Source organism: Roseibium sp. M-1 (assembly GCF_054515675.1).
Genome location: NZ_CM137257.1, coordinates 3,169,429 through 3,189,146, shown reverse-complemented (window position 1 = coordinate 3,189,146; position 19,718 = coordinate 3,169,429). Strand labels below are relative to the sequence as shown.

Genomic DNA, 19,718 nt, shown 5'->3' with positions numbered 1-19,718 from the left:
GGGGAGAGGGCGAATGACAAAGCTTGATCCGGCCCGCTTATGCGTCTACCTCCATGCCAGACCTTTTTGACCGAGCACCTCTTGATGACCACGCCGCAAAGAAGCGCGAATATTTCCCCTGGACCCGTTTGGGCCCTTTTAAGCCCGATCGGCCGCATCGGCCGGGAACCCTATTGGCTGTGTTTTGTTCTCAGCTGGATCATCTTCGCTATCCCGATCCGGATCTGGTGGCTGTCCATGCCCGAAACGCCGGCACCGGAATCCTTGATCGCTGGCGAGTATATCGGCACCAATCCCCTGTTTCCGATCCTGTTCCTCGTCCTGCAGTGGATCGAGCTGGCCGTGGTGATCAAGCGCCTGCAGGATATCGGGCAAAGCGGCTTCCTGGCCTTGCTGATGTTCGTGCCGCTGATCAATATCATCATGCTCATCATCCTCGGAGTCGTGCCCGGGCAGGCTGTGCCCAACCGCCACGGACCGTTGTCGAACAGCTACTGGCGCAAAGCCTGATTAGCCGATCCCCGCCTGCCGCCGGTCCAGCCCGGTTTGAAGGGCAACCAGACCCGAAGAGAAATCCAATGACGTCACCCGCTGTCCGCATCGCCCAGGATCTGATCCGCTGCCCTTCCGTGACCCCCGCCGAGGCCGGTGCACTGGCTACACTGGAAAGCCTGCTGTCGGACGCGGGGTTTGCCGTCTCGCGGGTGACCTTCCAGGACGAGGGCACGCCGGACGTCGAGAACCTCTTTGCCACGATCGGCAGCGGCCACCCGCATTTTGTTTTTGCCGGACACACGGATGTTGTTCCGGCCGGCGCGGAGAGCGACTGGAGCCATGCCCCCTTCGAAGGCGCGATCGCGGACGGTTATCTCTTCGGCCGTGGCGCAGCCGACATGAAAGGCGGCATCGCCTCCTTTGCCGCCGCGGCGCTGGACTTCGTCGCGGAGAAGGGGGCGGGTTTCGGCGGTGCCATCTCCTTTCTGATCACGGGTGACGAGGAGGGACCGGCCGTCAACGGCACCGTCAAACTGCTGCAGTGGGCCGAAGCACAGGGGCATCGCTTCGATGCCTGCATCGTCGGCGAGCCGACCAATCCGGACGCCCTTGGAGATGTCATCAAGGTCGGCCGGCGCGGGTCGCTCTCCGGCATCGTCACCGTGCGCGGCGTCCAGGGCCATGCGGCCTATCCGCATCTGGCCGACAATCCGATCCCCGGCCTTGTCCGCCTGATGGCAGCGCTCGACGCACTGGAACTCGACAAGGGCAACGACCGGTTCCAGCCGTCCAATCTCGAATTCGTGTCGGTCGACACCGGCAATCCGGCCTTCAACGTCATACCGGCGCGCTGCGAAGCCCGTTTCAACATCCGCTATAACGACGAATGGACGCTGGAAAGCCTCAAGGCCAGGATCACCGATGTGCTCAACACCGTCGATCTCGGCGGTCTCGGCCTCGACATCGAGTTCCGGCGCGATGCCAGCGAATCCTTCCTGACGAAAGACGAGGTCCTGATCCGTTCGCTTGGCGAGGCTGTCGCGGCAGAAACGGGCAGGACACCGGAGCTGTCGACCGGTGGGGGCACGTCCGACGCACGGTTTATCAAGAACTACTGTCCGGTGGTGGAATTCGGCCTCGTCGGCAAGACAATGCACAAGGTAGATGAATGTGTCGCGGTTGCCGATCTTGACCGGCTGGCGGCAATCTACAAAAAATTCCTGGAAAGCTACTTTTCTGGAGCGGCGTGACTTTGATCAGGTTTGGCGAAATCCGCGCGGCATGGGACGGTTCCTTGCTGCTTCTGCGCAACCGTCCCGAGGGTATGGCGCTGTTCGACCAGTCGATCCCCGGGTTTTGGCGTTCATTCAGCGTCGTCATGCTGCTGATCCCCGCTTACCTCGCAGGAGGTCTGGCGGAACGGAAGTTCATGTTCGCGGCGAACGAATATCATCCGGACATGTTTCCCGATGGCGCTTTCTGGTTCGCTCAAATGTTCGGCCTGGCGGCCGACTGGCTGACACTGCCGCTGCTCCTGGCCGCACTTGCGATCCCGCTCGGCGTTTCGCACCGGTATGTACCGTTCGTCGTGGCGCGCAACTGGACGAGCCTGCTTGCGTCGACACCCTACCTCATCATCTACACGCTCTACATTCTCGGTATTTTTGGTGCCGAGTTGACCTTGTTTTTGTCGCTGCTCCTGTTGCCGGTGCTTATCTGGTACAGCTACCTGGTCACCCGGATAGCCCTTCAGGCCGGCCTTGGGATCACCATCGGCATCGTTGTTCTGGACGTGGTGCTGTCGCTGTTCATCGACGAAGCCGTCGGCCATCTCTGGGGCTGACACCTCCCTCAAATGCAAAAAGCCCCCGGCCTTGCGACCGGGGGCTTTTTGCTGACCGTGAACGCTCTAGTGGTTCGATTCTGACATTTGCATCCCCCTGCTGCTAGCGCTGGAGCAAATGTCAGAATCATAAGAACCACTAGATAAATATATGATTCTAGTGGAGCTTTTGAATTTGACATTTGAGCATCAGCCTAGCCGCGAGCGGGACTCAAATGTCAAGTTCGCTCCACTAGTCGCGCAGCAGTTCGTTGATGCCCGTCTTGGAGCGGGTCTTTTCGTCGACGGTCTTCACGATCACCGCACAATAAAGGTTCGGGGCGGGTTCGCCATTGCCCATCTTGCTGGAGGTCGGCATGGAGCCGGCGACAACAACGGAATAGGGCGGCACTTCGCCATAGGTGATCTCGCCTGTCATGCGGTTGACGATGCGGGTCGACTGGCCGATGAAGACACCCATGCCGAGCACGGAGCCCTCGCGAACGATGCAGCCTTCCACGACTTCCGAGCGTGCGCCGATGAAGCAATTGTCCTCGATGATCACCGGGCCGGCCTGAAGCGGTTCAAGCACTCCGCCGATGCCGACGCCGCCGGACAGATGCACGTTCTTGCCGATCTGCGCACAGGAGCCGACGGTGGCCCAGGTGTCGACCATCGTGCCTTCGTCCACATAGGCGCCGAGATTGACGAAGGACGGCATCAGCACCACGCCCTTGCCGATAAAGGCCGAGCGGCGGACGATGCAGTTGGGCACGGCGCGGAAACCGGCAGATTCGAAATCCATGCCACGCCAGCCGTCGAATTTCGACGGCACCTTGTCCCACCAGGTGGCATCGCCGGCGCCGCCCTTGATGACGTCCATCGGGTTGAGGCGGAAAGACAGGAGCACGGCCTTCTTGGCCCACTGGTTCACTGTCCAGTCGCCGCCGCCCTTCTTTTCCGCAACGCGCAGCCTGCCGCGGTCGAGCAGGTTCAGCGTTTCCTCGACCGCGTCCCGGATCTCGCCGGTGGTCGTCGTGTCGATGGCCGCACGGTCTACGAAGGCGGCGTCGATGATCTTGGCGAGGGAGGCGAGATCGTGGGTCATCAGGCAGAAGGTCTCCGGGCGTTAACTTGTCTGGCGCGGACCTAAGCCGCCCGGCAAGGTGCTGTCAAGCACGGGAGGGTCCGCAGCTGTCCTGAAGCCGTCAAGGGGGCGGCGTTTCCCGGCCCCGAAACGGCAGGCATGTCTGTGGGTTTGAATCGGGAGACTTGAGAAAAAATAAAAGATCGGTTGCAGTCTCGGCAGTTTAATGCGGTGCCCGAACGGGTAGGATGAAATCCGTTCAAGATATTTAATGTGAGTGCCGTCCTGTGGAATTGTGGATCCCGATCACCATTGCCGCCGCCTTCTGCCAGAACCTGCGCACGGCGCTGCAGAAGCACCTGAAGGGCAGGCTGGGCACGACGGGAGCGACTTTCATCCGCTTCTTCTACGGCGTGCCTTTCGCGCTTGCCTATGCCACGGTGCTGCATCTGGTTTTCGCCTATCCGCTGCCCGCACCCAATGCCACGCTGCTGATTGCCGGGGCTCTCGGCGGTCTGGCGCAGATCCTCGGCACCTTCCTGCTGATCCATCTGTTCTCGTTCCGCAATTTCGCGGTCGGCACCGCCTATTCCAAGACCGAACCGATCCAGGCGGCCCTTTTCGGTTTCATCATCCTCGGCGAGCACATTTCGGCGGCCGCGGGTTTCTTCATTCTGGTCGGTATCGCCGGCGTGGTCGTCATCTCTCTGGCGCGCGTGCCGCTAACGCTTGCCGCAATTCGCACCTCGCTGGTGGGCCGGCCGGCACTGATCGGGCTCGCATCGGCGGCGTTCTTTGGCGCCTCCGCCGTCGCCTACCGTACCGCCTCGCTGTCGCTGGAAGGAACAGGCGTGCCGATGCAGGCCGCCGCCGCCCTGGTCTATGCGACCCTCTTCCAGACACTTGTCATGGCCGCCTACATGACCGTCCGCGAACCGGACCAGCTGCGTGCCAGCCTGCGGGCGTGGCGTCCCGCCGTTCTTGTGGGGGCCGCCGGTGTCGCCGGGTCCATCGGCTGGTTCACCGCCATGACCCTTGAGAACGTTGCCTATGTCAGGGCGCTTGCCCAGGTCGAACTGGTCTTCACCTTCCTCGCCTCCTGGCTGGTGTTCAAGGAAGCCATCGCCCGCTCGGAAATCTTCGGCTGCGTTCTGATTGTTGCCGCGGTGGTGGGCGTGATCCTGCTCAGGTGACGAGCGTCCTCTGCGGCAAGATCAGGGAGAATTTTTCCGCCCCGCATTTTGCCGTAGAGGCAGTGCAAAAACTTACCTTTAGGCATTTGTTTCGTTTTTAACGATATTCTGAATTTAAATCGAAGACTTCCCGGCCATACTGCTGAAAGTGCAGTGGAGGTCTCGCCCTAACGGAATGCGATGTCGAAAACTTTTCTTTCCCGAATTGGCGTCGGCCAGCTGCTGACGCGGCCAAGCCTGGCCAGTGTAGCTGCCGTCGGCATTGCCTTTGCCGTTACCGTTGCCGCGGGTATTTTTGCCGAAATGCAGAACCGGTCTGTGCATATGCAGAGTGCACGCGCGGATGTCGGCGAGGAACTCGGCCTTGTCCGGGCCCGGCTTGAGGGCAACATCAACAGCAATCTGCAGCTTGTGCGCGGTCTGGTGGCACTGATCGCCGTCCAGTCGGATATCGACCAGGACCAGTTCGGCCGCATTGCCAGCAGCCTCGTCGGCAAACACTCGCAGCTGCGCAACATTGCCGGTGCGCCCGACCTTGTCGTCAGCCTGATGTATCCGATGGAAGGCAACGAGAAGGCCATCGGGCTCGATTACCGGACGAACGAACAGCAGCGGGACGCAGCAATGCGCGCGGTCGAATCCGGCGAGATGATCCTGGCCGGACCCGTCAACCTGCTGCAGGGCGGCATCGGTTTCATCGGCCGCTTTCCGGTCTTCACGCACAACGAGGACGGGTCGGAACGTCTCTGGGGTCTCATCGCGGCGGTCGTCGATGCCGACCGTCTTTATGCCGACAGCGGCCTTCTGGACCCGGCTCTGCCGATCGAGATCGCGATCTCCGGGCGCGACGCGAATGTGAACGACAGGACCGTCTTCTTCGGCGACGAGAGCATCCTGGATCAAAACCCGGTCGTTTCGGAAGTGAGCATGCCGTCCGGACGCTGGCGGATCGCGGCGATCCCGCGCGGCGGCTGGTCCACAACTCCCGAGAATGCGTGGCAGGTTCGCCTTCTCATCCTGGCGGGGGCGGCGCTTGTCCTTTTGCCGATCTTCATCGCCGGTCAGCTCTACGATCAACGCCGCGGTCATATCCGTGAGCTGAGACGCCGTCAGCACCAGATGGAACGCCTGTCGCAGCGCCTCAAGCTTGCACTCGACACGTCGGAGATCGGGATCTGGGAACTCAATCTCGATACGGGCACGCTGACCTGGGACAGCCGCATGCTCGAGCTTTACGATGTGCCGAAGGATCGCGACCACACCAAATACGACGTCTGGTCCGAGACCCTGCATCCGGACGACCGGGTGCGTGCCGAGAAGGAATACTGGGACGCGATCGCAGCCGGCGGCATGTATCATTCCGACTTCCGTGTCATTCTGCAGGACGGTTCCACGCGCTGGATACGGGCCATCGGCGCCGTCCACACCAACCAGCGCGGCCAGCGCTACGTGCTCGGTGTCAACTGGGACGTTTCGGCGGATATCCAGCTGAAGACCCGGCTGATGAAGGCAAAGCAGAGCGCGGAGGACCGCAACCGCGATCTGGAAGTCGCGCGTTCGCTGATGGAGCATCACTCCCTGCATGACAGCCTGACCGGCCTGCCGAACCGCCGTTTCCTGGATCAGGCGCTGCTGGACGAACACGCGCCGCACAAGCCGACGGCCCTGCTGCATATCGATCTGGACCGCTTCAAGCATATCAACGACACACTTGGCCATGCGGCAGGCGATGCCATGCTCATCCACGCCGCCGCCGTCCTGAAGGCAAATGCCTCGGGTAGCGATTTTGTCGCCCGCATCGGCGGAGACGAGTTCGTCATCGCCGTCACCACGCCTGCGGACGAGAAGAAACTGGCGATGCTCGCCGGCCGCATCATCGAGGAAATGCGCCAGCCGGTGCCTTACGAGAACCATCAGTGCCGCATCGGTGTCAGCATCGGCATCGCCATGGCCGATACCACGCTTGCCGATTATGGCCGGCACCTGCTTGTCGATGCGGATCTGGCGCTTTACCGGGCCAAGAGCAACGGCCGCAACCGGTTCGAATTCTTCTCCGACACGCTGAAATCGGAAATCGTCCGCAACAAGCAGGTTGCCGACGATATTCTGAGCGGTCTGGAGAGGCAGGAATTCCTGCCCTACTTCCAGCCCCAGTTCTGCGCCAGGACGCTGGCGATCACCGGGGTCGAGGCGCTGGCCCGCTGGAACCATCCGAGCGAGGGCATCCTGACGCCGGACGTCTTCCTGAGGACTGCGGACGAGCTCAATGTCGTGCCGCTGATCGACCGCGTCATCCTGGAACAGACTCTGTGGCAGGCAACCCGCTGGAAGTCGGCCGGGATCGAGATCCCGAAAATGTCGGTCAACGTGTCTGCCGGCCGGTTGAATGACGCCAACCTGATGCAGAGCCTCGACGGGTTGGCCTTCGAGCCGGGCACGCTCTCCTTCGAGCTCCTGGAATCGATCTTCCTGGACGACAAGAACGATCTTATCGCCACGAATTTCGAGCATTTGAGGGACATGGGCATCGATATCGAGATCGACGATTTCGGTACCGGTTACGCGTCCATCGTCAGCCTCATCCACCTGCGCCCGAAACGCCTGAAGATCGACCGCCAGCTTATCCTGCCGATCACCCACTCCGAAGGCCAGCAGCGCCTAGTCGCGTCGATCATCGAAATCGGCCAGTCCCTCGGCATCAAGGTCGTCGCCGAAGGCGTCGAGACCATGGAACACGCCAGGATCCTGCGCGACCTCGGCTGCGACGCCCTCCAGGGCTACGCCTTCGCCGCCCCGATGCCCTCCGACCGGCTTATCGAGTTCGTCCGCGAGGAACGGTGGCGCAAGGCGTCGTGAGGGGGAGGGGAACCTCTTACGCGTTGACCCGGTTTGTGCACGGCCTGATTGATCTGTCTCTCCTGCAATTGTCAATTGCCAGTCCGCCATGGCGGGAGACACGATTGACTGACAAAATCTCACTCAACGTGCGCTACCGTGACATCGGGCAACAGTCGTCAACTTTCAGACCGGCTTCAAGGACACCCCAGCGTGTTAGACGTGCCTTCTGAACCGTCATCCAGGCATTCCCCCGGAGGACTATCAGGTCCTTCTGCGCCAAAAACGACGTCGACACCCGGCTCGCCGAGCCCTCCTCCCGAACCGGTGTTTGACTGGCAGGCACTCACCGTTGCCAGGATTAAGATCAGCGCGCTGAAGATGCGAATGGGCGACATGATGCTTTCCACTTACTTGAAATGAGTCTCGCGACACGCTGGCGTATGTGCACCAGCACGTCCTGAAGTTTGATACCACGTCCCTCAGCGCCCGACGCTGCCTTTTCCGAAGCAGTATCAGGCGCAAGGAACTTTTGACTTACTTGTAACCCAGGTTGATCAACTGAACGCGCCGGTTGACCGCAGCGTCCGGCTTCGCGGGGTCGCGCAGCTGTTCTTCGCCAAGGCCGACGGCAAAGAGATGATCGCCAGGCACCCGGAATGTGGTGACGAGTGCCTCGCGAACGGCCTGGGCCCGTTTGATGGAAAGCTCGAGATTGTATTCACGCGTTCCCTTGGCGTCGGTATGACCGACGATGAAGAAGGTCTGGCCCGCCAGATAGGGCGTGTGCAGCGCGTCCGCGATCAGACCCACGGTTTCATAGGATTCCGGCGCGATGTTCGCGGAGTCGAAATGGAACGTGATTTCGACGTTGAACTGGCGCAGCGAGGCCAGCTTGTCTGCCAGGGGCAGGCTCTGCGGCGAATTGGCTCCCGGGTATTTCTCGATGTTCTCGATGGCTGCCTTCTGCAAGGCGTCGGCACTGATGTCGACTTCCTGCTGCGCCCCCTGCAGGGAATTGATGATTTCGTTGCGGCTCAGTTTGGTCTGGGAAAAGGCTGCCGTCGTCGAGACGATGAGCGCGGCAATGCTACCGGCCAGAAGAAACTTGTTCATGGAATTTGCCCCTTGATCCTGGCTTAACGGTAACCGGCGAGGTCGATCGCGCTGTTGCATTTGCTGCTGACGGACGGCTGTGCCTTCAAGAGGCAACGCAGCATATGGCCCGCGCCGGGTTTGACGCCCTTGCAATACTGGGCCATGTCGCGATTGCAGATCTTGGCGACTTCAGACTGGGCAGCCAGCCGGGCCTGGATCAGGCCAACGACGACCGCGCGGTCGGCATTACATTTCTGCGATACCTTGGACTGGTTCTTGTCCAGGCAGGTCATGATGCCGTTGTTTGCCAGCGAAGCGGACTGGCAATGGGCCTGGATGTCCTTGCCGCAGCTTGCCGCCAGGATCTTGATGGCGTCGGCAAAGCCGACGGTCTGCGCGAATGTGGCGGATACCGACAGCAACAAGATACTTGCCGCGATAGTTAACCTTCTGAATTTCATGATAATTACCCCCATTTTAGTTCGAGTATCGACGACGCACTTTGGACGGGCGGGCGACCAAACAGGATCACTCGCCCTCACGATGATCAATCCTTACTGAACGAGTTCTATTTCGCTCGGTTGCCAGGACTTGTCGAAGAAGCCAGGAAGCGGGCTGTAGAAGCGCAGGATGGTGAACCAGCCCTTGTCCGGGTCGGTCTGGACCCAGTTACCGCGCTCAACACCCTCCGGCTGTTCGGGACCGAAATAGACCACCGTGCTGCCGTCCTCGGCCGCGACCGCTGCCGGGCTCGGATAGGACTGGCTGCCGGCCCGCGGATATTTCTGCGGCGTCTGCAGCATCGACCGGGTCTGGTTGTCGTAGAGCGTGAAGGACCAGAAGGCGGCGGCCGGAATGCCTTTCGGCAACGTCACCTTGTAGGTCTTGGACCCATCGAATGGGTTGCCTCCGGCATCGGCGAAACTCATCAGATACTGAGAGCCGACTTCAGGAATGCGCATGATCATGCCGGGGCTGTCGAGCGTATAAGCGTAGTAGAAGGCCGTCCGGCTGTCGAGCGTGCGGGCCCCCGTCGGCGGGAAGGGCTTGAACACGCCGTCTTCAAAAAGCGGCGGCGGCGTCTCAAAGAAGGCTCCGCCTTCGAACAACATGTTGCCCCAGTTCGATTCCTTGTAATAGGCCCATTCTGGGTGCTTCATGGCAAATTGCCACTGCAGCGCCCGTCCGAATGCCTGGCCCGCCTGGGCTGCATCCGCAAGGATCTTCTTCATCCGCTCGTCCGGAGCAAATTCCTTGCCATGCACGATGCCGATGGCGGCAAGCTGCCCGGCAAGCTCGACATCATAGCTCGTCGCAGGCTCGTTCTGGACATTCTCGTTGAGCATGTCGAAGAAGCCTGCGTCGCTCGGCGGAATGGTGTTGAACGAAAGTCCGCTGCCCTCGACGAACTTCATCTCCGGAATTTTCGGCTCGCCGGCCAGCCGCACCTTGCCTTCGAGCGCTTCGGCAATCGGCGTGCCGTAACTGCCGGGCACATAGGGGTACATCTTCAGGTTCTGTTTGATGTTGTCGACCGCAGGCTTCGGATCGTCGCCATTCGAGATAAAGGCCCGCATTGCATAAAGAACGGTGTTGGTCCTGGAGTGGGAGACGAAATAGCCGCCTTGAGGCAGAGGGCCGTCATAGTCCGGGCCGACGACCAGATACTTTCCGCCGAGGCCACGATCCGGTCCAGGCTTGCCCACATCGGTAACCCACTGGAACCACATGTCGTTGATGGCGCCGAGACCATCGGTCGGCTGGTCGATCACCACCGGACCGTCGGACAGATCGATATAGGCCAGGTAATAGACCGTGTCGGCATTCGCCGTCAGGAACAGCGACGCGGAATCCATCAGGTCGGAGAAGATGATGACGTCACCGCTCCCCAGGCCGGCGCTTTCCAGCCCCTTCTTGATGGCGAGCGCTGAGGCGCCGCGGAAACTGTTGTTGTAGGCGTTGAGGGCACGGGTGAAATCGATGGTGTCGAAGACCGTCTCGGCCGTCTTGTCGGTCGGCACACCCTTGTTGAATTCCAGCGTGCCGATGCGGGTTTCGACGGAGTCCGGCGCCGAGAGGGATTTGACGACTTCAGCGGAAACATCCGCCTGTGCTGTGCCGGAAAAACATACTGAGGCTGAGGTCATCAGCGCCGCTGCGACACCGATCATACTATAGTGATAACTGGAACTCATTCTACTCTCCATTCGAAAGTCAATATTGTTTATTGAAGATGTTTGGCAGTTTTCCTCTTTTCAAATTTAATCAAGATATTTCAGAAAGAATTTTATCCTGATTATATTGTGAATTGGTTTTGCCACCTCTTCATCTGTCATGGTCTACTTCACTACAGCTTCGATTTTCGGGAATTGATATTTACCATCCAGAACCGATTCTTCCGGCTCATACATCCGGACGCCGTAATTCCAGCCTTCCATGACCGGCAGGCAATTGACCCGCCCATCCTCGCATCCGCCGAAATTGATGGTGATGGAGCCATCGTCGTTCTTCTTTGCGTTTACGCTGTTGAAATTGTAGGCGTCCTCGGGGTTTTTCTGGAAATAGCCTTCCTTGTTGTAGAGGCTGACCGACCAGAAGGCGCGAACAGGGACGTCTTTTGCAGTCAGCGTATATTCACCGACGGGCAGGTCCGGGTTGATGTTGAGGTAAAAGGCGTGTTTCTCGGGCAGCCCGCCGAAACCGACAGCTGTGCCGATGAGATGGCCGATTGGATTGGTATCTTCCTTGGACCCGAACCAGCCGTGCGAATTCGGGACGCCCTTGCCGAGGGCAAGCAGGCCTTCAAGCGTTGCCTTGTAGCTGGCCATGTCGTAGTCGGGCACGACGAAAGGCTTGCTCGACTTGGCTTCGATCTTGATCCCGTCCTGCAAATCATGGACTTTTTTGATGTCTTCTTCCGAGTTCGAGTCGACAAGCGTTCGCATGACGATCCAGACATGGTCTGAACCGAATTCCTGTTTCGTCAGCTCGTGAACTCCAGAATCGAGATAGACTGCGTTGATATAATTGGCCTGGTTGACGACCATTACCGATCTGTAGCGAGACGCCGCGTCGGGCAGTGTGAGCGTTGCTCCTTCACTGATATCCACGACGATGAAACTGTAGAGCGTGTCGCGGTTCATCCGGATGGTCGTCTGCTTGTCGATGGGCGTCGGCTCACGGATATTGAGCACCTTGTTCACGCCGCCAGCGTTTTTCTGATAAACCCCGAATTGCATTGCGGTTTCGACTTCGATGAAGTTCAGCGCATCGACGTGAATGCCTTCTGCATGTGCCTGGGCGCCACACACCGTGAATGCACCCACTACGGCCACTCTAAGAATTGAACTCATGAAAATGCCCTCTTATTAGAGCTTCATTCAAATGTTTGTTGTCCGGAAAAATCTGACCAATGTTCGTGTCGCCAGCCCGGTCAGGCACTACCGCCACATGACCCGTCTTGCAGTTCTGCGCCCGGTTCGGCGTGCAACTCCCGCATAAGACAAGGGAGTGAGGGGCGCGCCAATCAGGTCAATGAAGAGCGATGCCCATGAGCCGGAGACCTCTGACGGTCCATCAAGAATTTCCACCTCGTAAACGAGGTCGCTGCCTTCCAGCGTTGGGTTCTTGAGCACCAGTGTTACCTCGACCGCCTCTCCGCCATTGTCAGCGGTCAACACCGCATTGGGCGGGTCCTGCTTGAAGCTGTCGTCACCGGTTGCCCAGTGATCTACGAACTCCTTCGTCGTCACACGGCCAACGATGCGTTCCGGCCGGTCGGTAAAGTACAAGGTATTCGCACTTGTGCCCGTAAGGGTCAGCTTGCCGCCGGACAATTTGGCTCCGCTACTACTTTGCACAAAAAGCAGTTCAGCTTCTTCGTCGGCGGCGATAGCTGGGGCCATCGTCGAACTTGCGGCAACAAATCCTGTTGCCAGAATGGCTTCACGCCTGTTCAGCTTCCCAATACCCAAGTTTCATTCCTCCTCACGTCATGCCAGAGGATCAAACGTGCGCCGCTTTTCAATCCCGACGCTGTCAACCGCTCGAAATCTGGACGATCAAAAATGGATGCCGAGGCTCATGAAGGGACCGTGGAGTGTCCCTTCGTAGTCGAAGGTGTTTGATCCGGAGCCGGACTCGTAGTTGGTGTAAATGGCCCTGTAGCCAAGTGCGGTGGAAACCCTGTCATTCCAATTATGGCTGGCGGCAAGAAAGCCCTGTGCAGTGAGTTGGGACCCGACACCGAAGCCGCCGATATCGGTCAGTCCGTTGATCTGCCAGTGGTCGTTGATCTCGTATTGAAGCGCCAATCCAAACACCGGATCTATCCAGTCTTCCGTCCGGTCGCGGTTGACGCTCACCGGAAAGGTTCCGGATTGCAAAGTCGTCTCTGAAGACAGCTGCTGGTAACGCACACCCGCCGTGACGCTGAGATCAAGTGCGTTGATATTCAGGGGAAGTTCGTATCCACCGATGGCAGAGAGGATCAGGAGTTGCTGATCGTATTTCAGCGTCGGAGAATTGGCGACATTCAACGTAACTTTATCGGATAGCGTCGCCCAGACGATATCTCCCAGGAACATCCAGTCGCCCTTGCGGACCAGAATGTCGCCCATGACCGCACCATCGAGGTTTTCCAGAATATCGGAAAAGGAGACATCGAAATCGGCCTTGGGCAGATTGCCTGTGCCTAGCGATCCTTCAAGTGCAGTCGCCCAGAGATAAAGCGTTGTTTGGACTTCCCATTTGTCGCCCGACGCGACCTCAGATGATTGCGTTGATACAATTGGCACCGCGACATCCGCGGCATGCGCCTCAAGCGAACTGCAGTAGACAATGATTGTGAAAAGAGCAGCTCTTGTTCGATTTTTTCGCATTAGCTGCGCTCCCTACAATTTGATTTAAATCGATTGAAATGATTGGTCCAGCGCCAGCCTTGTTAGGTTGTTCTGACAAACGCATTTCTACCGTAGCGACTATTACCCAGCGTCACCTCTACATCAATAGAAAAGCTGATAAAAGTCATACTTATTTGTTTCCGCTTTTCGGCGAGAAAGCCGCGTTTAATGCACCTGCTCCAGAACAACTGCTACTTCAGGGACGGGACAGGCCAGGACTGCAAAAGTGTCGACGTTTTCAAGGCGATTGCCTGCCCCCTTGCGAAGCCATCAGCGATGTCCAAACCTGCCTGCAAGCTACACCGGCTTCGCCCTTACGTATCGTCATTTCGCGACACGAACCCAGTATTTTTGACAGCCTGTTGGCGAAGTTAATTCCTGCGTTGATTTCGAAACTGCGATGGCGTCATACCGGTCCATTGCCGGAAGGAACGCGAGAAATTGGATGCGTCCTGGAACCCGAGTTCCAGAGCGATGTCGTGAATTTTCAGCTCGGAATTCCCGAACAGGTGCAGGGTTTTCTCAAAGCGAACCTGGGAGAGCAATTCGGAATAATCCTGTCCGATGGCCGCCAGTTTCCTTTGCAAGGTGCGTTGGTTCATACCCAGCGCAGATGCGACCTGCACGAGACTGCATTGCCCTTCGGGCAGAAAAGTCGCAATCACTTGCCGTAGAGAGCCCAGGAACTCGGTACTCGGTGTCGTCTCTCCGAGTTCTTGACACTCGGGTGCGGTCAAGCCAGCACGGTTCCATTGGCGCAGCGGTGCAGAAAGGAGCTCAGCGGAAAAAGAAATCCCGCTAAATTTCGATCTGCGAATTTCCGGCTCGCCAAACTCCTGGCGCAGGGCAGCACTTTTCTCGAGATCGTTCAGCAAAAGAATTTCTGGTTGCCAGTCGGACCCGGCAGCGAGCCTGATCAAATCTCGCATCAAAAGCAGTGCACAGTCGCGGGCGTAGCGGCTGCCGGCCTCGGTTTCCTGCAAATAGGCATGCAGGAAAAAGGCAAGATTTTCACCGTCACGCCTCCACCAGAGCCGTTCTGCTGAACTGTAGAGAGAAAACGTCGAGTAGAACTTGCCCAAGGCGTCATGCAAAGAAAGCGAGCGGCGCAGGCTTCGGCCAAAAGCCCCCAGACTCTCGACCCCGAGCTTCTTTCCGACCAGGACCCCGAAGTCGTCCCGACCAAGTCTTTCCGCCCCGCGTGCAAGATATCGGTGCGCCAAATGCATCGGAACGAACGCCTCACCGTCCCGGCGGACGACGGCAGGTACCAGCTCGTTTTCCATACCCTGATCCACTGCGACACCCGCAGCATCCAGAAACTCGACGAACGGTAAATAGGCACTGCCACGCACCAACGGCACCGGGGTCATTCTGCACCTCACACAAGACGGCACCCAATAGATTACGGAGCGTTTACATCAGACACAAGACGATACAATCTTGAATTGATCCGGTTGACTGAGGAGAGAAGAACACACCCCGACACCCCATTCAAAATCGTATCAAACGACTAATCGGGATTTGGACAACAACTGTGTTGGCGTTCGGGGCCCGCATATTCAGCGAACCAAGGGATGAAGGTTCAAAAATGTGCACCATCAAAAGGCGCACTCGCGAGGGATAGGTTATCTGTCGATTGACAGCGTTTGCGGTTCCACCAGCCTGAACCCGCCTGTGCCTTCCCGGCGCTGTTCTAACGGGTGACTATCAAGAGCGGCCAGCCGCCCGGCATCAAGGCCGTCCCGGGCGTCGAAGTCCATGGAACACGCCAGAAACCTGCGCGACCTCGGCTGCGACGCCCTCCAGGACTACGCCTTCGCCGCCCCGATGCCCTCCGAGTGGCTGATCGAGTTCGTCCGCGAGGAACGGTGGCGCGAGGCGTCGTGTGGGGGAAGGGCGTTCCGTTCGCGTTGGCGGTACATTGATTGCCTGGCGTTTCCAAGGCGGACCTTTGCAGGATTTCGGCCTGATCCTGAACCTACCGTTCGTCGCGGGGCGAGCGAAGGTCTATTGAGGGCGGGAAGTGGACGTTAGCTGCGGTGATCACCAATGGCCAAAATGGGGCCGGAAGGAGACTTTCGGCTGCTGGGCACCAAATCTGTTATGCAGACATTCACCCACCGCTGAAATGCCGGCGCTCCCAGCTCAAACCAAACGTGTTCATTGTCCGAATGCAAACTCCTTATGTGTCATCAAATTTGCCCCCCAAGAGGTGCTCGTGTCATCCAAAAGCACTTTTCTTTGAGATGACTTGTCACTCCAAGAGGTAAGATGTGACCCTACTCTTCTGTTCCCCTCCACTAAACTGTGGGTCGATGTCGATCGCAAGCGGAAGCTAATCCAGTCATTGATCAAATAAGCTGCAAGATTGACTTCCGAGCGTTCAGAAGCAGCTCCACGAGTTTGTCTTTCAGTTTGTCAAACCGGTGAGATGGCACGGGAATGGAAACGGCATAGATCAAGCCCATCGGGTCCTTGAAGGCAAAACCGGCGGCGGATATGCCGTCCGTGTGCTCGCCGAGATCCCAGCCAATTCCGGTTTTCCGGACATCTTCTATTTCCTTCAGGAACTCCGACAGCGGCTTTGGGTTCTGGCTTTCGGATTTGAACTCCGGCGCTGCGATCGCAACCAGCACATCGTCCTCCATCAGGGCAAGCGCCGCCTTGCCGTTGGCCGTGTCTGTCATGGGGAAAACTTCACCCACGGCGGAAACAGTGCGCAATCGATGCGAGCCGATGACCTGGTCGACAAAAACCATGTGATCCTCGCGAAAGACCGCCAGATCGACCGTCTCCTTTGTCTCCTTGGAGAGTTTCGTCAGTATCGGCCGAACCAGTTCAGCCACGTTGATCCTCCCGGCCGCGGCCAGGGACTGGATTTCCGGGCCCAGTCGCAGTCCTCCTTCTGCAGCGCTGGCCATCACGAGGCGCTCCGCGATCAGTGCATTTACGATCCGCTGTACCGTAGAGCGGGGCAGATGTACGCGGTCCGCAATTTGTCCGAGGCTCAGTCCGGAATTGTCTATCTTGAGAATACGCAGGATTTCGGCCGCCCGAGAAATGACCTGGATGCCCTGATTTGATTGCGTTTTTCTTTCGATATTCATGATGTCCGCTGCCATCGCCCACCCGCTTTCCCTGTCGTAGCGTCCAATTCTGCTTGGTGTTGATCAGGGCATATAGGCAAAGAAACACTATCTGTCGAGAAATTGCTTGACCGTATTATGATACAATCGTACCGTAAAGCAATACAGCAATCACTGACCTTCGGGAGGAACACATATGTCAGTGACGATTCGCGGGATCGAGTTTCAGGGCAACCTGGACAACGACATGGGCGTGGAGTTCTACAATCTCTCACACCGCTACGGCTTCCAGTGTCCCAACTGGCCCTATTTCCAGGACGTCCAGATTGACCGGAAGCATTACATGGCGAAGTCTGGAGTCCTGTCGCAGACCATCACCACCACCATGCATGTCACGACTCATATCGATGCACCGGCGCATGTGGTGCAGGGCACGCCGTTCATCGACGAGGTGCCGCTGCCGCATTTTTTCGGCTCCGGCCTTGTTGTGTCGATCCCGAAAAAGAAGTGGGAGCAGATCACCGGCGACGATCTCGAAAAGGCCTGCGGCCATGCCATCCGCAAGAACGATGTACTGATCATCAACACCGGCTGGCATAAGCAATATGAAGACGGCGACTATTTCGCCTATTGCCCGGGGCTGGTCCCGTCGGCCGCCGACTGGATCGTCGAAAAGGGCGTCAAAGTGGTCGGGCACGACACCCAGGCCAACGACCATCCGCTAGCAACGGCCATCGGTCCTCAGCGCAACGGCCCGATCCTGCCCCATCTCGAAGCCGAATACAGGGAATGGTCCGGTGGTCGCGGCTGGGAAGAGGATTTCCCGGAATGGGAACCGGTGCACCAGAAGCTGTTCAGCAACGGCATTCTCGGCATCGAGAATGCCGGCGGTGATCTCGACGCCGTCACGGGAAAGCGCTGTACCTTCGCCTTCTTCCCGTGGAACTGGGATCGCGGCGATGGCTGCATCATCCGCCTCGTGGCGATGATCGACAAGGGCCAGCAATACCGGATCGAGGCCGGCGCGAGTTTCTGACCTGACGGTGCCGGACGTTTCGGCGTCCGGCACCGCATGCGGGAATCTGGGAGGACGCCGATGCATGTCAAACGTTTTAGGGACGCCAAACCCTATGAGGCACCGAACCACCGGGCGGTGGTCGGTTTGCGGCTCCAGGGATTTGAGCCTGGCGGCCCCGAGAACCAGTGGGTCGGCCTCAGCCAGTTTCTGCCCGGCGGCGGCGCCGGACCGGATTCGACCCCATTCGAAAAAGTCTATGTCGTTCTTGAGGGTGAAATGACCGTCGAGACGGACGGAACGGAAACCGTCCTGAAGAAATACGACAGCTGCACGATCGCGCCGGGCGAGGTGAGAACCATTGAGAACCGCTCGAACCACACCTGCACCCTGCTGGTCGTCATTCCCTATCCGCCGGAGGCAGTTCGATGAGCGACAGTTGGAGCAACCCACTTGGCCTGTTCGACGTGGCCGGCAAAGTCGCCTTGATCACAGGGGCCTCCGGAGCGTTCGGCGCCGTGGCCGCCAGGGCGCTGGCGGGCGCGGGCTGCAAGCTGGTACTGGCGGCCGGCAACGCCGACGCCCTGGCTGAGGTCCAGGACGCGTGCGAAGGGCTGGGCGCGGACGTAGCTGCCCTTGCCATCCGCCCGAACGACGAAGGCGCCTGCGACCGGTTGGTCGCGCTTGCCGCGGAGCGGTTCGGCGCTCTCGACATCCTGGTCGTGGCATCGGGCATGAACAAGGTTGCCAAAATCGACGCGCTGACCCCAGGCGATTTCGAAAATGTCATGGATGCCAATGTCACCCAGTCGTGGCTGCTGGCGCGGGCCGCGACCAAACAGATGAAGACCCAGGCGAGCGGCGGAAAGATCGTACTGGTCTCCTCCGCCCGCGGCCTGCTTGGACATCCCGCCGGCTACACCGCCTATTGCGCCTCCAAGGCCGCGGTCGACGGCATCACCAAGGCGCTTGGCTGCGAACTCGGTGAGGACGGGATCACGGTCAATGCCATCGCCCCGACCGTGTTCCGCTCGCCGCTGACCGCCTGGATGTTCGAAGAGGACGACAAGGCGCGCGGCTTCCGCGACGGCTTCCTGGCCCGCGTTCCTAAAGGACGCCTCGGCGAACCGGAGGACCTGATCGGGCCGCTGCTGTTCCTGAGTTCCAGGGCGTCGGATTTCTACACCGGGCATATTCTTTATGCCGACGGCGGCTACACGGCGGGCTAGGCGATGGCGGACACACAGATCATCGCCGTTCTCGGCGCCGGCCTCATGGGACACGGCATTGCCCTGACCTTTGCCCGGGCCGGACATAAGGTCCGCGTGTATGACCCTTATCCGGCGGGGCTTGAGATCCTGCAGGACCGGGTACGCTCCAGCCTTGAGGCCATGGGCGTTACCGGCCCCGCCATCGAGGAAACGTTGGCCCGGATTGCAACGGAGCCTAAGCTTTCTCGGGCTGTCGCCGGCACGGACATCGTCTTTGAGGCGGCCCCCGAAAAACCCGAGCTGAAGCGGTCTCTGTTCAAGGAAGTCGAACAGCACGCGCCGGCAACGGCGATCCTGGCGTCCAACACCTCCGTCATTCCGATCACCACCATCATGTCGGATCTTGCGGACAGGACCCGGGCGCTCGGGACCCACTGGTGGAACCCGCCGCACATGATCCCGCTGGTGGAGGTCATCCGCACCGAATGGACATTGAAACCAGCCATCGACAAGGCCGTGGCGTTGTTGGAAAGCGTCGGCAAAACGCCGGTGCGGGTGGAAAAGGACGTTGCCGGTTTCATCGGCAACCGCCTGCAGCACGCCATGTGGCGCGAGGCTATCTACCTCGTCGAAAGCGGTGTCTGCACCGCGGAAGCGGTGGACCAGGTGGTCAATGCCAGTTTCGGCCGGCGCCTGTCGGTTCTGGGGCCGCTCGCCAATGCCGATCTGGTCGGCACGGACCTCACCCTTGATATTCACGAAAACGTTCTGGCCGATCTGGACAACCGGCCAGCCCCTTCACCCTATCTGCGCGGCCTTGTGGAGGCAGGGAAGCTCGGAATGAAAACAGGCGAAGGGTTCATGAGCTGGACGCCGGAGGAAGCGGATGCTGTCCGCCAGCGCGTCGCGGCTCATCTGCGGAGGCTCGAAACGATCCTGAAGGACTAGAAGGCCGCCGTATCAAGCGCATCT

The 19,718-nt window shown here is 59.1% G+C and carries 18 protein-coding genes; 9 read left to right on the top strand and 9 right to left on the bottom strand.

Annotated features, from left to right (window positions below):
• Positions 1-84: 84 nt before the first annotated feature.
• The 3 genes from ACX3M4_RS14375 (at position 85) to ACX3M4_RS14365 (ending at position 2,338) form a co-directional block, all read left to right on the top strand.
• The gene (locus ACX3M4_RS14375; RefSeq protein ID WP_459359236.1) at positions 85-510 is read left to right on the top strand and encodes a DUF805 domain-containing protein; all 426 of its coding nucleotides are present in this window, start codon (positions 85-87) and stop codon (positions 508-510) included.
• A gap of 68 nt (positions 511-578) precedes the next feature.
• Positions 579-1,745, top strand: coding sequence for a succinyl-diaminopimelate desuccinylase (dapE, locus tag ACX3M4_RS14370; RefSeq protein WP_459359235.1), 1,167 nt, complete (start codon positions 579-581; stop codon positions 1,743-1,745).
• Positions 1,742-2,338: a hypothetical protein gene (locus ACX3M4_RS14365; protein WP_459359234.1), complete on the top strand. Its 597-nt coding sequence runs from the start codon at positions 1,742-1,744 to the stop codon at positions 2,336-2,338. The genes dapE and ACX3M4_RS14365 overlap by 4 nt, the downstream gene beginning before the upstream one ends.
• Positions 2,339-2,570: 232 nt before the next feature.
• On the opposite strand, the gene dapD is transcribed toward ACX3M4_RS14365, so the two are convergent.
• On the bottom strand, positions 2,571-3,425 hold the full coding sequence (gene dapD, locus ACX3M4_RS14360) for a 2,3,4,5-tetrahydropyridine-2,6-dicarboxylate N-succinyltransferase (protein ID WP_459359233.1): 855 nt from the start codon (positions 3,423-3,425) through the stop codon (positions 2,571-2,573).
• A 266-nt stretch (positions 3,426-3,691) separates the two neighbouring features.
• On the opposite strand from dapD, the gene ACX3M4_RS14355 reads away from it, so the two are divergent.
• Positions 3,692-4,597 (top strand): EamA family transporter, encoded by a 906-nt coding sequence (locus tag ACX3M4_RS14355; protein WP_459359232.1) that lies wholly within the window; start codon positions 3,692-3,694, stop codon positions 4,595-4,597.
• A 180-nt stretch (positions 4,598-4,777) separates the two neighbouring features.
• Entirely contained in the window at positions 4,778-7,453 is a 2,676-nt protein-coding gene (locus ACX3M4_RS14350) for a bifunctional diguanylate cyclase/phosphodiesterase (RefSeq protein WP_459359231.1), read from the top strand.
• A 516-nt stretch (positions 7,454-7,969) separates the two neighbouring features.
• Here ACX3M4_RS14350 and ACX3M4_RS14345 read toward each other — a convergent pair.
• The 8 genes from ACX3M4_RS14345 to ACX3M4_RS14310 all read right to left on the bottom strand — a co-directional run bounded on the left by ACX3M4_RS14345 (position 7,970) and on the right by ACX3M4_RS14310 (position 16,556).
• Entirely contained in the window at positions 7,970-8,548 is a 579-nt protein-coding gene (locus ACX3M4_RS14345; protein ID WP_459359230.1) for an OmpA family protein, read from the bottom strand.
• A gap of 23 nt (positions 8,549-8,571) precedes the next feature.
• Positions 8,572-8,991, bottom strand: a complete 420-nt coding sequence (locus tag ACX3M4_RS14340; RefSeq protein ID WP_459359229.1) for a hypothetical protein — start codon at positions 8,989-8,991, stop codon at positions 8,572-8,574.
• 93 nt (positions 8,992-9,084) lie between these two features.
• Positions 9,085-10,725: a DUF1254 domain-containing protein gene (locus ACX3M4_RS14335; RefSeq protein WP_459359228.1), complete on the bottom strand. Its 1,641-nt coding sequence runs from the start codon at positions 10,723-10,725 to the stop codon at positions 9,085-9,087.
• A gap of 144 nt (positions 10,726-10,869) precedes the next feature.
• A complete protein-coding gene (locus ACX3M4_RS14330) occupies positions 10,870-11,883 on the bottom strand; it encodes a DUF1214 domain-containing protein (protein WP_459359227.1) in 1,014 nt (337 codons plus the stop codon).
• 87 nt (positions 11,884-11,970) lie between these two features.
• Complete coding sequence (locus ACX3M4_RS14325; RefSeq protein ID WP_459359226.1) at positions 11,971-12,504, bottom strand: hypothetical protein; 534 nt, start codon at positions 12,502-12,504, stop codon at positions 11,971-11,973.
• Positions 12,505-12,591: 87 nt separating this feature from the next.
• Positions 12,592-13,326 carry a hypothetical protein gene (locus tag ACX3M4_RS14320; protein ID WP_459359225.1) on the bottom strand — a complete coding sequence of 245 codons (735 nt, stop codon included), beginning with the start codon at positions 13,324-13,326 and terminating at the stop codon, positions 12,592-12,594.
• A gap of 476 nt (positions 13,327-13,802) precedes the next feature.
• A complete protein-coding gene (locus ACX3M4_RS14315; RefSeq protein WP_459359224.1) occupies positions 13,803-14,804 on the bottom strand; it encodes a helix-turn-helix transcriptional regulator in 1,002 nt (333 codons plus the stop codon).
• 981 nt (positions 14,805-15,785) lie between these two features.
• Complete coding sequence (locus ACX3M4_RS14310; RefSeq protein ID WP_459359223.1) at positions 15,786-16,556, bottom strand: IclR family transcriptional regulator; 771 nt, start codon at positions 16,554-16,556, stop codon at positions 15,786-15,788.
• A gap of 160 nt (positions 16,557-16,716) precedes the next feature.
• On the opposite strand from ACX3M4_RS14310, the gene ACX3M4_RS14305 reads away from it, so the two are divergent.
• The 4 genes from ACX3M4_RS14305 to ACX3M4_RS14290 are packed head-to-tail and all read left to right on the top strand — an operon-like array spanning position 16,717 to position 19,694.
• On the top strand, positions 16,717-17,556 hold the full coding sequence (locus ACX3M4_RS14305) for a cyclase family protein (protein WP_459359222.1): 840 nt from the start codon (positions 16,717-16,719) through the stop codon (positions 17,554-17,556).
• Positions 17,557-17,616: 60 nt separating this feature from the next.
• Positions 17,617-17,967, top strand: coding sequence for a cupin domain-containing protein (locus ACX3M4_RS14300; RefSeq protein ID WP_459359221.1), 351 nt, complete (start codon positions 17,617-17,619; stop codon positions 17,965-17,967).
• A complete protein-coding gene (locus ACX3M4_RS14295; protein WP_459359220.1) occupies positions 17,964-18,764 on the top strand; it encodes an SDR family NAD(P)-dependent oxidoreductase in 801 nt (266 codons plus the stop codon). Before ACX3M4_RS14300 ends, ACX3M4_RS14295 begins: the two co-directional genes overlap by 4 nt.
• 3 nt (positions 18,765-18,767) lie before the next feature.
• On the top strand, positions 18,768-19,694 hold the full coding sequence (locus ACX3M4_RS14290; protein WP_459359219.1) for a 3-hydroxyacyl-CoA dehydrogenase family protein: 927 nt from the start codon (positions 18,768-18,770) through the stop codon (positions 19,692-19,694).
• Positions 19,695-19,718: the final 24 nt, after the last annotated feature.